Source organism: Blastococcus sp. SYSU DS0533 (assembly GCF_054050775.1).
Genome location: NZ_JBJGZZ010000011.1, coordinates 131016 through 144551 on the forward strand (window position 1 = coordinate 131016; position 13536 = coordinate 144551).

Annotated in this window: 12 protein-coding genes; 10 read left to right on the forward strand and 2 right to left on the reverse strand. The window is 75.6% G+C overall.

Annotated elements, in window-relative coordinates:
- Positions 1-3 precede the first annotated feature (3 nt).
- Entirely contained in the window at positions 4-834 is an 831-nt protein-coding gene (locus ACI79W_RS14390; RefSeq protein WP_456562769.1) for a helix-turn-helix transcriptional regulator, read from the reverse strand.
- 78 nt (positions 835-912) lie between these two features.
- Between ACI79W_RS14390 and ilvD the strand changes: the two genes are divergently transcribed.
- Entirely contained in the window at positions 913-2751 is a 1839-nt protein-coding gene (gene ilvD, locus ACI79W_RS14395; protein ID WP_456562770.1) for a dihydroxy-acid dehydratase, read from the forward strand.
- A gap of 15 nt (positions 2752-2766) precedes the next feature.
- Here ilvD and ACI79W_RS14400 read toward each other — a convergent pair whose 3' ends face one another.
- The gene (locus tag ACI79W_RS14400; protein ID WP_456562771.1) at positions 2767-3378 is read right to left on the reverse strand and encodes a TIGR03085 family metal-binding protein; all 612 of its coding nucleotides are present in this window, start codon (positions 3376-3378) and stop codon (positions 2767-2769) included.
- 137 nt (positions 3379-3515) lie between these two features.
- Here ACI79W_RS14400 and ACI79W_RS14405 point away from each other — a divergent pair, with 137 nt between their 5' ends.
- The 9 genes from ACI79W_RS14405 to ACI79W_RS14445 all read left to right on the forward strand — a co-directional run.
- The gene (locus ACI79W_RS14405; RefSeq protein ID WP_456562772.1) at positions 3516-5291 is read left to right on the forward strand and encodes an ABC transporter ATP-binding protein; all 1776 of its coding nucleotides are present in this window, start codon (positions 3516-3518) and stop codon (positions 5289-5291) included.
- Positions 5288-7123, forward strand: coding sequence for an ABC transporter ATP-binding protein (locus tag ACI79W_RS14410; RefSeq protein ID WP_456562773.1), 1836 nt, complete (start codon positions 5288-5290; stop codon positions 7121-7123). The genes ACI79W_RS14405 and ACI79W_RS14410 overlap by 4 nt, the downstream gene beginning before the upstream one ends.
- Before the next feature lie 92 nt (positions 7124-7215).
- Positions 7216-8886, forward strand: coding sequence for an FAD-binding dehydrogenase (locus tag ACI79W_RS14415; protein WP_456562774.1), 1671 nt, complete (start codon positions 7216-7218; stop codon positions 8884-8886).
- Positions 8887-8896: 10 nt separating this feature from the next.
- Positions 8897-9586, forward strand: a complete 690-nt coding sequence (locus tag ACI79W_RS14420) for a hypothetical protein (protein ID WP_456562775.1) — start codon at positions 8897-8899, stop codon at positions 9584-9586.
- A 25-nt stretch (positions 9587-9611) separates the two neighbouring features.
- On the forward strand, positions 9612-9989 hold the full coding sequence (hisI, locus tag ACI79W_RS14425) for a phosphoribosyl-AMP cyclohydrolase (RefSeq protein ID WP_456562776.1): 378 nt from the start codon (positions 9612-9614) through the stop codon (positions 9987-9989).
- A gap of 8 nt (positions 9990-9997) precedes the next feature.
- A complete protein-coding gene (locus ACI79W_RS14430) occupies positions 9998-11497 on the forward strand; it encodes an anthranilate synthase component I (protein WP_456562777.1) in 1500 nt (499 codons plus the stop codon).
- Complete coding sequence (locus ACI79W_RS14435) at positions 11494-12138, forward strand: Trp biosynthesis-associated membrane protein (protein WP_456562778.1); 645 nt, start codon at positions 11494-11496, stop codon at positions 12136-12138. The genes ACI79W_RS14430 and ACI79W_RS14435 overlap by 4 nt, the downstream gene beginning before the upstream one ends.
- A 153-nt stretch (positions 12139-12291) precedes the next feature.
- Complete coding sequence (gene trpC, locus ACI79W_RS14440) at positions 12292-13101, forward strand: indole-3-glycerol phosphate synthase TrpC (protein WP_456562779.1); 810 nt, start codon at positions 12292-12294, stop codon at positions 13099-13101.
- 248 nt (positions 13102-13349) lie between these two features.
- The coding region (locus tag ACI79W_RS14445; RefSeq protein ID WP_456562780.1) for a hypothetical protein at positions 13350-13536 on the forward strand (187 nt) is incomplete at its 3' end.

A 13536-nucleotide genomic window follows, 5' to 3' on the forward strand; every position in this document is an offset into this window, starting at 1 on the left:
CGCTCAGCGCGCCAGGCCCGCGACCCAGGCCGCCGTGTCGCTGCCCGGCTCGGGCACGTAGGCGACGATGTGCAGGTCAGGGTGGTCCGAGGGCACGAGCCGGTGGTGCTCGAAGTCCAGGACGCCGGCCGTCGGGTGCACGAACCGGCGACGGCGGGAGGTGAACCCCTCGACGGTCAGGTCCCGCCACTGGTCGCGGAACTCCGCGCTGGCCTCGTCCAGGCGGGCGATCAACGCCGAGTGCGCGGCCGAGCCGAGTTGCGCGCCGGACTCCGCGCGGAACTCTGCGACGAAGTGCCGGCTGTCCTCCGCCCAGTCCGGGAGCATGTCCCGCAGGTGCGGATCGGTGAACACGACCCACAGCAGGTTCCGGTCGGCCGGGGCCAGGGTGGTGATCCGCGAGTACAGCGCCGCGTAGGGGGCGTTCCAGCCGACGATCGTCCAGTCCCCGGCCACCGCGAAGGCGGGGAACGGCAGGCCGTCCAGCAGCCGCTGGGTGTGCGGCGGGGCGACGTCCTGCACGCGGACGTCCTCGTCCGGGGGCCGCGGGGCATAGCCGCCGAGCGAGAGGAGGTAGGCCGTCTCCGGCGTCGTCAGGCGCAGCACCCTTCCCAGCGCCTCGAGCACCTGCCGCGACGGGTTGATGTCGCGGCCCTGCTCCAGCCACGTGTACCAGGTGACGCTGACCCCGGCGAAGGCCGAGACCTCCTCGCGGCGGAGGCCGGTGCTCCGGGCGCGCGCCGGGGTGGGCAGGCCGAAGTCCTGCCGGGACAGCGCCTGCCGCCGGCTGCGCAGGAAGGTGCCCAGCTCGGTGCGGCGCGCCTGCTGCCTCATGACCCGAACCTAGTACCGCCACTACTAGTAGCAGCAGCGTCTACCCTGCCGTCCCACGCGGATGGCTGACTGGTCGGCATGCCCTCGCTGCGCTCCAGGACGGTCACCCACGGCAGGAACATGGCTGGGGCGCGGGCGCTGCTGCGCGCGGCCGGTGTCGACGGCGACGACATCGGCAAGCCGATCGTCGCCGTCGCCAACAGCTTCACGGAATTCGTCCCCGGTCACACGCACCTGCAGCCGGTCGGCCGCATCGTCTCCGATGCCGTCGCGTCGGCCGGGGGCGTGCCACGGGAGTTCAACACGATCGCGGTCGACGACGGCATCGCGATGGGCCACGGCGGGATGCTCTACTCACTGCCCTCCCGCGACCTGATCGCCGACTCGGTCGAGTACATGGTCCAGGCGCACTGCGCGGACGCGCTGGTCTGCATCTCCAACTGCGACAAGATCACCCCGGGCATGCTCATGGCTGCGCTCCGGCTGGACATCCCGACCGTCTTCGTGTCCGGCGGCCCGATGGAGGGCGGGAGGGCCACGCTGGTCGACGGCACGGTGCGCACCGGCCTGAACCTGGTGTCGGCCATCGCCGACTCGGCCAGCCCGGCGGTCTCCGACGAGGACCTCGGCCGCATCGAGGAGGCCGCCTGCCCCACCTGCGGCTCCTGCTCCGGCATGTTCACCGCCAACTCGATGAACTGCCTCACCGAGGCGCTGGGACTCTCCCTCCCCGGCAACGGCACGACCCTGGCCACGCACACCGCCCGCCGGGAGCTGTACGAGGCCGCCGGCCGCACCGTCATGGACCTGGTCCGCGCCCACTACGAGCGGGACGACGCCTCGGTGCTGCCGCGCGCGATCGCCGGCACCGCAGCCTTCGAGAACGCCATGGCCGTGGACATCGCCATGGGCGGCTCGTCGAACACGGTCCTGCACCTGCTCGCCGCAGCAGCCGAGGCCGGCCTGGACTTCACCCTCGACGACGTCGACCGGATCTCCCGCAGCACCCCCTGCCTGGCCAAGATCGCGCCCAACGGGTCCTACCTGGTCGAGGACGTGCACCGCGCCGGCGGCATCCCGGCCATCCTCGGCGAGCTCGACCGGGCGGGGCTGCTGCGCGGCGACGTCCGCACCGTGCACTCCCCGGACCTGCGCAGCTGGCTCGACGACTGGGACGTCCGCGGTGGTCGGGCGACCCGTCAGGCCGTCGAGCTGTTCCACGCGGCGCCCGGCTGCCGGCGCTCGGCCACGGCCTTCTCCCAGTCGGAGCGCTGGGCGAGCCTCGACCTCGACGCGGGGCGGGGCTGCATCCGCTCGGCCGCCGCGGCCTACAGTGCCGACGGTGGCCTGGCGGTCCTGCGCGGGAACCTGTCGACCGACGGGTGCGTGGTGAAGACCGCCGGGGTGGACGAGTCGATCCTGCGGTTCATCGGCCCCGCGGTGGTCGTCGAGTCGCAGGAGGAGGCGGTGGACGCCATCCTCAGCGGGCGGGTGCGCGCCGGTGACGTCGTGGTCGTCCGCTACGAGGGCCCGAGAGGGGGACCCGGCATGCAGGAGATGCTCTACCCGACCTCGTTCCTCAAGGGCCGGGGTCTGGGCGCGGCCTGCGCGCTCGTGACCGACGGGCGCTTCTCCGGGGGCACCTCGGGTCTCTCCATCGGGCACGTGTCCCCGGAGGCCGCCGCCGGCGGGGTCATCGCCCTGGTCGAGGACGGCGATCCCGTGGCGATCGACATCCCGGGACGCAGCATCACGCTGCGGGTGCCGGAGGCGGAGCTGGCCGCCCGCCGGGCGGCGCTCGAGGCCGGGCCGGGCTACCGGCCCAGGAACCGGCAGCGGCCGGTGTCCACGGCCCTGCGTGCCTACGCCGCGTTCGCCCAGTCCGCGGACAGGGGCGCCGTCCGCCTCGTCCCCTGACGGTGCGCCCGGTGGTCAGCCACCCTCGACGCGGGCGACCGCGCGCCGGCCGGAGACCCACAGCATCAGCTCCAGCGGCTCACCGGTGACGGTGCGCCCGCCGTTGCCGAACCGCTTCTCGGCGCCCGGCACGTCGCTGCGGCGGAGCACGAGGCCGCGGCGGCCGGCGGCGCGCCGGGCGTGCAGGGCCAGCCCGCCCCACAGCTGGTCCTGCTCCTCCCGGGGCAGCGCGCGCGGCTCCCACCCCCGCTGGGCGCGGCGGGCGTCCTCGTGGTGGATGGCGAACTCGGCGAGATCGAACGCCGCGGCCGCGGCCGGCAGGGCCATCGGCGACCACGGGGGCGGCCCGGTGCGCACCTGCGCGACCACCTCCGCGTAGGGGGTGGACGTGCGGAGGCGGTCCTCCAGCCGGTGCGACCACCAGGCCAGCCGCCGGCCCCCGGGCAGCAGCTCCAGCCCGTACCCCGGCAGGGCGTCGGGCCGCCGGTCCCGGACGGCGAGGTGGGCGGCCAGGTGGGCCGTGGTCCACCCCTCGCAGCACGTCGGCGCCTCCGGCCCCAGCTCGTCGAGGAGGTCGGCCAGCGCGGCGCGCTCACGGTCCGGCAGGGAGGGGGGAACGGCGCTCACCGCTCCTGCATACCGGCCGGCCGCGCCGGGCGACACCCGGGGCGGGAAGAAGTCGGGTGCGCGCCGGGTTGGAGCCGCTTAGCGTCCCTAACGACCGTCCGGCATCCTGGACCGGTCGCCCGATCCCGAGGAGCCACGTGTCCCGCCGCAGAGACGCCGTCGTGCGACGCGGCCTCCGCCACATCCGCCGGGCCGTCGCCGAGCAGCCGCGGATGTTCACGCTGGCGCTGCTGGCCAGCAGCCTCTACGGCGGCATGACGGTCGCCAGCGCGTACGTCATCGGGGAGGTCACCGACCGGGTGCTGCTGCCCTCCTTCGCCGAGGGGGTCACCACCGGCACGGCGCTCGCGCTCGCCTCCGTCGCCATCCTCGGCGTCGCGCTGCTGAAGATCCTGGGCATCCTGGGCCGCCGGCTGTTCGCCGGGATCATGAGCTACCGGCTGCAGGCGGAGTACCGCCGCCGCGTCACCGGTCAGTACCTCCGGTTGCCGCTGTCCTGGCACCAGCGCCACCCCACCGGTCAGCTGCTGTCCAACGCCAACTCCGACGTCGAGTCGGCCTGGTTCTTCGTCGCGCCGCTGCCGTTCGCCTGCGGCGCCCTGGTGATGATCGCGATCACCAGCGTGGCGCTGGTGCTCACCGACCCGCTGCTCGCGCTGGTCGGCCTGGTCGTCTTCCCGCTGGTGTTCGTCGCCAACGTCGTCTACTCGCAGGTGATGAGCCCCCGGATGCAGCGGGCCCAGCAGCTGCGTGCGGAGGTCAGCGAGATCGCGCACGAGAGCTTCGACGCCGCGCTGGTCGTGAAGACCCTCGGCCGCGAGGCGACCGAGACCGGGCGCTTCGCCGAGCGGGCCGAGCAGCTCCGCGACGGGCTGATCGCCGTCGGCCGGGTGCGCGGGCTCTTCGACCCGCTGATGGAGGCGCTGCCGAACCTGGGCACCCTCGCCGTCCTCCTCATCGGGGCCGGCCGGGTGGCCGACGGCGCCACCGACGCCGGTGAGCTCGTGTCGATCGCCTACCTGTTCACGCTGCTGGCGCTGCCCATCCGCGCCATCGGCTGGGTGCTGGCCGACCTGCCCCGGGCTCTGGCCGGCTTCGACCGGGTCACCCCCGTCCTCGAGGCGGAGGGGGAGACCCCGTACGGGCCGGACGCCGCGGTGCCGGTCGCCGGGGGGGCCGGGGTCGCCCTGCGCGACGTCGGCTTCCGCTTCGACGGCGGCAGCCGCCCCACGCTCGACGGCGTGACCTTCGACGTGCCCGCCGGGCGCACGGTGGCGGTGGTCGGGCCCACCGGGTCGGGCAAGTCCACGCTCGCCGGCCTGCTGGTGCGCCTGGTCGACCCGGCCGACGGCAGCGTGCTCCTCGACGGGGTCGACCTGCGCCGGCTGCGGGAGGGCGAGGTGAGCACCCAGGCGGCGTTCGTCGCGCAGAGCGCCTTCCTCTTCGACGACACCGTCCGCGGCAACGTCGCCCTCGGCGCCCCGGTGGACGACGACGAGGTGTGGGCGGCGCTGCGGGTCGCGGCCGCCGAGGAGTTCGTCGCCGCGCTGCCCCAGGGGCTGGACACCCGCGTGGGCGAGCGCGGCGCCTCCCTGTCCGGCGGCCAGCGGCAGCGCCTCGCGCTGGCCCGCGCCGTCGTGCGCCACCCCCGGCTGCTGGTCCTCGACGACGCCACCAGCGCCGTCGACCCGGCCGTGGAGGCGCGCATCCTGGACGCGCTGCGCACCAGTGGGACGCCGACGACCGTGGTCGTCGTCGCCTACCGCCAGGCGACGATCGCGCTGGCCGACGAGGTGGTGTGGCTGGAGGACGGCCGCGCCGTCGCCCGCGGCACCCACGAGGAGCTGCTGGCCGCCGTCCCGGGCTACGCGGCCCTGGTGCGGGCCTACGCGCAGGTGGAGGTGCCGGCGTGACCGCCGCGACGCAGCTCGAGGACCGCGAGCACGAGGGCGCCCTCGCCACCCTGCGGCGCGGGCTGCGCATGATGCCGGAGTTCCGGCGCGGCCTGCCTGCCACGTTCGCGCTGGCGCTGGTCGCCACGGCCGGCCGGGTGGTCGTCCCCATCGCCGTGCAGCAGGTCATCGACCGGGGTCTGGGTGCACCCGCCAGGCCCGACCTCGGCCTGGTCTCCTGGCTGGTCGCCGCCTGCGCCGTGGTGGTGGTGCTCACCGCCGTCGCGGTCTACCGCATGAACGTGCGGCTGTTCCGCACCACCGAGACGGCACTGGCCGGCCTGCGGGAGCGGGCGTTCCGCCACGTGCACGACCTCTCGGTGCTGCACCAGCAGGGGCAGCGGCGCGGCTCCCTGGTCTCCCGGGTCACCAGCGACGTCGACCAGCTGTCGGTGTTCATGCAGTGGGGCGGGGTGCTGGGGCTGGTCAGCATCGGCCAGCTCGTCGTCGCCACCGTCGTCATGGCCGTCTACTCCTGGCAGCTCACGCTGCTGGTGCTCGCCTGCTTCGTGCCCCTGGTGTTCGCGGTCCGCTGGTTCGCCCGCCGGCTGGTGCAGGTCTACGGCGTGGTCCGCGAGCGGGTCGGCGACGTGCTGGCCGCGGTCTCCGAGTCGGTCGTGGGCGCCTCGACGGTGCGCGCCTACGGCGTCCGCGCCCGCACCGCCGAACGGCTCGACGCCGCGATCGACCGGCACTACCGCGCCCAGGTCGATGCCCAGAAGGTGACCGCCGCGGTCTTCGTCAGCGGTGAGTTCGTCGCCGCGGTCGCCAACGCCGCGGTCGTCGTCGTCGGCGTGCTCCTCGGTCTGGCCGGTGACATCACCCCCGGCACGCTGGTGGCCTTCCTCTTCCTGGTCACCCTGTTCGTCGCGCCGGTGCAGACCGCCAGCGAGGTGCTCAACGAGGCGCAGAACGCCGTCGCCGGTTTCCGGCGGGTGCTCGACGTGCTCGACACCGAGCCCGACGTCCGCGACCCGGCCGTGGCCGCGCCCGACCGGGTGCGCGAGCTGCCCGCCGGGCCGCTGGGCGTGCGCTTCGAGCACGTCACCTTCCGGTACGCGCCGGGCGCCCGGGCGGCGCTCGACGACGTCGACCTGTCCGTCGCCCCGCGCACCCGCGTGGCGATCGTGGGCGAGACCGGTTCGGGCAAGACCACCTTCGCCAAGCTCGTCACCCGGCTGATGGACCCCGTCGAGGGGCGGGTGCTCCTCGGCTCGGCCGAGGCCGGGTGGGTGCCGTTGGCCGACGTCGCCTTCTCCTCGCTGCGCGCCCGGGTGGTGATGGTGCCGCAGGACGGGTTCCTGTTCGACGCCACCGTCGCCGACAACGTCCGCTACGGCCGGCCCGGCATGACCGACGACGAGGTCGTCGCCGCCTTCGACGACCTCGGGCTCGGCCCGTGGGTCGCCGGCCTCCGCGCGGGGGTCGGGACGGCGGTGGGGCAGCGCGGGGAGTCGCTGTCGGCGGGGGAGCGGCAGCTCGTCGCCGTCGCCCGCGCCTACGTTGCCGACCCCGACCTGCTGGTGCTCGACGAGGCGACCAGCGCGGTCGACCCGGCCACCGAGCAGCGGCTCACCCGGGCGCTGGACACGCTCACCGAGGCCCGGACGACGCTCACCATCGCGCACCGGCTCTCGACCGCCGAACGCGCCGACGAGGTGCTCGTCGTCGACGCCGGGCTCGTGGTCCAGCGCGGCACGCACGCCGAGCTGGTCGACGCCGAGGGGCCCTACGCGCGGCTGCACGCCTCGTGGCGGCGGTCCTCGGCCGGCGAGCCCGAGCCGGTCGCCTGACCGCAGGCGGCGCGTGCCGCCGGGCCCGCGGCGCGGCAACTCGCCCACACCGGGGGACGCGCGGGGAGAGTGCTGCCCGCTAGCGTCGCGGCGTGAGCACCGACACGCACAGCACCGAGGCGGACGTCGTCGTCGTGGGCGCGGGGCTGGCCGGCCTGGTCGCCACCGCCGAACTCGCCGACGCCGGCAAGCCGGTGGTCCTGGTCGACCAGGAGCCCGAGGCGTCGCTGGGCGGGCAGGCGTGGTGGTCCTTCGGCGGGCTCTTCCTCGTCGACTCCCCGGAGCAGCGCCGCCTGCGGGTGCGCGACTCGCTGGAGCTCGCCCGCCAGGACTGGTTCGGCACGGCCGGGTTCGACCGCGACAGCGACCACTGGCCGCGCCAGTGGGCCGAGGCCTACCTGCAGTTCGCCGCGGGGGAGAAGCGCGCCTGGCTCAAGGAGCAGGGAATCGGCTTCTTCCCGGTCGTCGGCTGGGCCGAGCGCGGCGGCTACACGGCCACCGGGCACGGCAACTCGGTGCCGCGCTTCCACATCGTCTGGGGCACCGGGCCGGGCGTGGTGGCCCCCTTCGAGCGCCGGGTGCGCGCGGCGGTCGCCGAGGGCCGGGTCGAGCTGCGGTTCCGGCACCGGGTCTCCGAGCTCGTCGTCCGCGACGGCGCCGTGACCGGCGTGCGCGGCGCCGTGCTGGAACCGAGCCCGGTCGCGCGCGGTGAGGCCAGCTCGCGCACCGAGGTCGGCGAGTTCGAGCTCACCGCCCAGGCCGTCGTCGTCACCTCCGGCGGCATCGGCGGCAACCACGAGCTGGTCCGCCGGTACTGGCCGGCGCGGCTGGGCCCTGCCCCGCAGCGGCTCCTCTCCGGCGTGCCCGCCCACGTGGACGGGCGGATGCAGGAGGCCGCCGTCGCGGCCGGGGCCAGCCTGGTCAACGGCGACCGCATGTGGCACTACACCGAGGGGGTCGCCAACCACTCGCCGGTCTGGGAGCAGCACGGCATCCGCATCCTGCCCGGGCCGTCGTCGCTGTGGCTCGACGCCACCGGCCGGCGCCTCCCGGTCCCGCTGTTCCCCGGCTTCGACACCCTCGGCACGCTGGCGCACATCGGGCAGACCGGTCACGAGCACACCTGGTTCGTCGCCACGCACAAGATCGTGGAGAAGGAGTTCGCGCTGTCGGGCTCCGAGCAGAACCCCGACCTCACCGGCAAGGACCTCCGGCTCCTCATGACCCGGGTGAAGGCCGGCGTCTCCGGACCGGTCCAGGCCTTCCTGGACGAGGGGGAGGACTTCGTCGTCGCCCGCACCCTGCCCGAGCTGGTCGCCGGCATGAACCGGGTCACCGGCGGTGCCCCCGAGCTCGACCTCGTGCAGGTCGAGCGGGAGGTCGTGGCGCGCGACCGGGAGGTCGGCAACGCGTTCACGAAGGACCTGCAGGTCACCGCGATCCGCGGCGCCCGCAACTACCTCGGCGACAAGCTCATCCGGGTCGCGCCGCCGCACCGCATCCTCGACCCGGAGGCCGGGCCGCTGGTCGCCGTCCGGCTGAACATCCTCACCCGCAAGAGCCTCGGCGGTCTGGAGACCGACCTCTCCGGCCGCGTGCTGCGCCCCGGCGGCGACGTGTTCCCCGGGCTGTACGCCGCCGGTGAGGTGGCCGGGTTCGGCGGAGGGGGCGTCCACGGCTACCGGTCGCTCGAGGGCACCTTCCTCGGCGGCTGCCTGTTCTCCGGCCGGGTCGCGGGCCGCGCGCTCACGGCCGCCCTGTGACGGCGGAGCGGTGAGCGGACCCCGCGACCCCTGGTCGGACCCGGCGGCGCCGACCGAGCCGGGGCCGGCCTACACCGGCCCGCCGCCCACGCTGCCGCCCGTCCCGCCCTACGGCGCGCCCCCGTTCGGGTACGGGCCCCCGCCGTACGGCCCACCCGGCGCGTACGGCTGGTCCGGCCCCTGGGGGACGGCGCCGTTCCCCGGCGGCCCGGTCCCGCCCCGGGCGGGGCGCCGGCCGGGGCAGGTCATCGGCGCCGCGGTGCTCAGCTTCGTCCAGGCGGTCCTCGTGCTGACCGCCTCGCTGTACGTGTGGTTCTTCGCCTCGCTGGCGCAGATGGCGATCGAGCAGAGCCCCACCGCCGCGCCCACCCAGGCCTACGAGTTCGCCCGCGAGGGCGGTGTGCTGTCGATCGTCCAGGTGGTCTCCGTCGTGCTGCTGGTGGCCGCCGGCATCCTGGCCCTCACCCGGCGCACCCGTGCGGCGTGGCTGGCGCTGCTGGCCGCGCACGGGGTCCAGCTGCTGCTCACCGCCTACTGGTGGGCTCAGCTGACCGACCTGCTCGGCCCGGCCGCGGCCACCGAGGACGTCGGCGGCGTGATCGCGGTCTTCAGCCTGTTCTTCGCCGCCGCCCCGCTGGTGTCGCTGGGGCTCGTGCTCTTCGGTGGCGGCCGCGGCTGGTTCACCGCCCCGCAGGGCTGACCGGGGCGCACGGCACACTGGCGGCATGCCCGCGACCGACCCCTCCGCACCCGCGCCGGCCCCCGAGGTGGCTGCTCTGCTGCGCCGCGACCCGGCCGGCCTGGTCGCCGCCGTCGTCCAGCAGCACGACACCCGCGAGGTGCTCATGGTGGCCTGGATGGACGACGAGGCGGTGCGCCGCACCCTGACCACCGGCCGGGCCACCTACTGGTCGCGCAGCCGGCAGGAGTACTGGGTCAAGGGGGAGACCTCCGGGCACCGGCAGTGGGTCCGCGAGGTGCGGCTCGACTGCGACGGCGACGCGCTGCTGCTGCTCGTCGACCAGGAGGGCCCCGCCTGCCACACCGGCGAGCGCAGCTGCTTCCACCGCGTGCTCCCCGCCGTGCAGGGGGTCGCGCCGTGAGGTTCGGGGTGACCGCGCCCTCGCGCGAGGAGTTCGCGGCGTCGGGGGCGGCGGTCGTGCCGGTCACCCGTCGCCTGCTGGCCGACGGCGAGACCGCCGTCGGCCTCTACCGCAAGCTGGCCGGCAACCGCCCGGGCACGGTGCTGCTGGAGTCGGCGGAGCAGGGCAAGCGGTGGGCCCGCTACAGCTTCGTCGGGGTCCGCAGCGCCGGCGTCCTCACCGAGCGCGACGGCCGCACGCTGTGGCTCGGGGACGACCTCCCCGGGGTCACCGACGACCTGCCCGAGGACCCCCTGGAGGCGGTGCGGGTGGTGGCGCGGCGGCTGCGCTCACCCCGCACGCCGGGTCTGCCCCCGCTCAGCGGTGGCCTCGTGGGCTACCTCGGGTACGACGTCGTCCGCCGGCTGGAGCGGCTGCCGAGCACCAGCACCGACGACCTCGGCATGCCCGAGCTGGCGATGATGCTGGTCACCGACCTGGCCGTGCTCGACCACAGCGACGGGTCGGTGCTGCTGATCGCGAACGCGCTGCGCGGGGGCGGGGCCGGGCGCGAGGCCTACGACGACGCGGTCGCCCGGCTCGATGCCATGACGGCCGCGCTGGTCCAGCCGGCGCCGCCGTCCGTCGCCGTGCTCCAGCCCGCGGACGTGCCGGCGTCGGTGCGCAGCAACCTGGCGCCGGGCGTGTTCCAGGACGGCGTCGAGGAGGTGCGCGAGCACATCCGGGCCGGTGACGCGTTCCAGGTGGTGCTGTCCCAGCGCTTCGAGCTCGTGACCGACGTCGGGGCGCTCGACGTCTACCGCGTGCTGCGGGCGACCAACCCGTCGCCGTACATGTACCTGCTGCGGTTCGCCGGCCGGGAGAGCCCCTTCGACATCGTGGGCTCGTCCCCGGAGGCGCTCGTGACGGTGGCCGGCACCTCCGCCGTCGTGCACCCGCCGGCCGGCACGCGCCCGCGCGGGGCAACGCCCGAGGAGGACGTCCGCCTCGCCGAAGGGCTGCTGGCCGACCCGAAGGAGCGGGCCGAGCACGTCATGCTGGTCGACCTGGCACGCAACGACCTGGGGCGGGTCTGCGTGCCGGGCAGCGTCGAGGTGCCCGACTTCATGCGGGTCGAGCACTACAGCCACGTCATGCACCTGGTGTCGACCGTCGCCGGGGAGGTGCGGCCCGGCTGCGACGCCCTGGACGTCTTCGACGCGACGTTCCCCGCCGGCACCGTCTCGGGCGCGCCCAAGCCCAGCGCCATGACGATCATCGAGACGCTCGAGCCGACCCGGCGTGCGCTGTACGCGGGCACGGTCGGCTACGTCGACGCCAGCGGCGACATGGACATGGCCATCGCCATCCGCACCGCCGTCCTGCACCAGGGGCGCGCCTACGTGCAGGCCGGCGCCGGCATCGTGGCCGACAGCGACGCCGCGGCCGAGGAGGCCGAGACCCGGCACAAGGCGCGCGCGGTCCTCTCGGCGATCGCGACGGCCGAGAGGCTGCGGGAGCTCACGTGAGCGGGTCCCCGGGCGAGGGCCGGTCCGGCGCAGCGCGGCGCGAGCTGACGACCGCCCTGGCCGGTGCCGCGCTGGCCGGGGCGCTGGCGCTGTCGGCCGCGAGCCAGGGCTGGGCGGAGGTGACCGCCGAGAGGCGACCGCCGCTGCCCCCCGTGTCGGGCGCCCTCACCGGCGGAGCGGCGGCGCCGCTGGTGACCGCCGCCGGGCTGGTGCTGCTGGCGGCCGCCGTCGCGCTCCTGGCCGTGCGGGGCGCGGGGCGCCGTGCCGTGGGGCTGCTGGTGGCGGCCTGCGGTGGCGCGCTGGTCTGGTCGGGGGCGCGGGTGCTCGCCGGGGGAGTGGCCGACGCCGCAGCCGACCTGCCCGGCGTCAGCGGCACCAGCGTCACCGCGACGACGGTGGAGGTGGCGGCGGTCTGGCCGGGCCTGACCGTCGCCGCCGGGGTGCTGGCGGTCCTCGCCGGTCTGCTCGTCGTCGTCCGTGGCGCCGCCTGGCCGGCCATGGGGCGCCGCTACGAGCGCGCGGCGGGGGCGGCGCCGCCTCGGTCGGCCGAGGACCGCGCGGACGACGCGTGGAAGGCGCTGGACCGCGGGGAGGACCCGACCGATCTCCCGCCGGCTCCGCGCTCCGGAGGCTCCGCATAGCGGAACGGGGCAGGGCCGCCGGACCCGCCCCCGGGCCGGGAGACGCCGGGCCCGCCTCTAGAGTGGGTCGACCCATCCGCCCGGGATCGACGTACGAGGAGCAGTGGCGACGATGAACGACCACCGGACCTCGGCCGAGGCTGCGGCCACGCCGTGAACGTGCTCGACGAGATCATCGAGGGCGTCCGCGCGGACCTCGCGGTCCGCGAGGCCGCGGTGCCGCTGGACGAGGTCAAGGCGGCCGCGCAGGCGGCCCGGCCCGCGCGCGATGCGCTGGCGGCGCTGCGCGCCCCGGGTGTCGGCGTGATCGCCGAGGTCAAGCGGCGCAGCCCCTCCAAGGGCGACCTGGCCGACATCGCCGACCCCGCCCAGCTGGCGCAGCAGTACGCCGCCGGTGGCGCCCGTGTCATCTCGGTGCTCACCGAGGGGCGCCGGTTCGGCGGGTCGCACGCCGACCTCGCGGCCGTCCGGGCCGTCGTCGACGTCCCGGTGCTGTGCAAGGACTTCATCGTCAGCAGCTACCAGGTGCACGAGGCGCGGGCCCACGGCGCCGACGTCGTCCTGCTGATCGTCGCCGCCCTGGAGCAGAACGTCCTCGTCGGCCTCCTCGAGCGGGTCGAGTCCCTGGGCATGACGGCGCTCGTGGAGGTGCACACCGAGGCCGAGGCCGACCGCGCGATGGCGGCGGGGGCCTCGGTGATCGGCGTCAACGCCCGCGACCTGACCACCCTGCAGGTCGACCGCTCCACCTTCGAGCGGATCGCCCCCGGGCTGCCGTCGGAGGTCGTGAAGGTCGCCGAGTCCGGCGTCCGCGGCCCGCACGACCTGATCAGCTACGCCGCGGCCGGGGCCGACGCCGTCCTCGTGGGCGAGGGCCTGGTCACGGCCGGCGACGCCCGCCAGGCAGTCGCCGACCTGGTGACGGCGGGCAGCCACCCCGCCACCCCACGCACCACCCGCTGATCGGTCCCGCTCGGCCCACCGGACCGGCCTCCCCGAGCCGGGTTGTCGCCTGGTCGGGTCCCGGTGACGGGGTCGGTCGCCCGGGTGGGCAACCCCCGGCTGTCTGCCCGAGCCCTTTTCGCTGCTCGGCGCCCAGGCATCGCGGCACCCGCCCTCGCCGGCGGTCTCACCTCTGGCGGCGCCTGCCCGTGCCCGCGCCCGCCCGGGTAGGGCCGGGAAGTGTCGTACCTCCGGCCTAGCCTGCGGGTATGTCGGTGTCGGCGGGCTTCCAGGTGGGGGTAGGGGTGTCCCTGGTGGATCCCTTGCCTTCGGAGTGGGAGCTGGCCGATCCTGATCCGCGGCGGTGGGACGAGCCGCTGTCGGCATGGTTGCCGGCCCGCCGGTCGGCGGGCGAGGCGGCGGATCTGCTGCGGCAGATCGTGGCGGCCGAGGCCC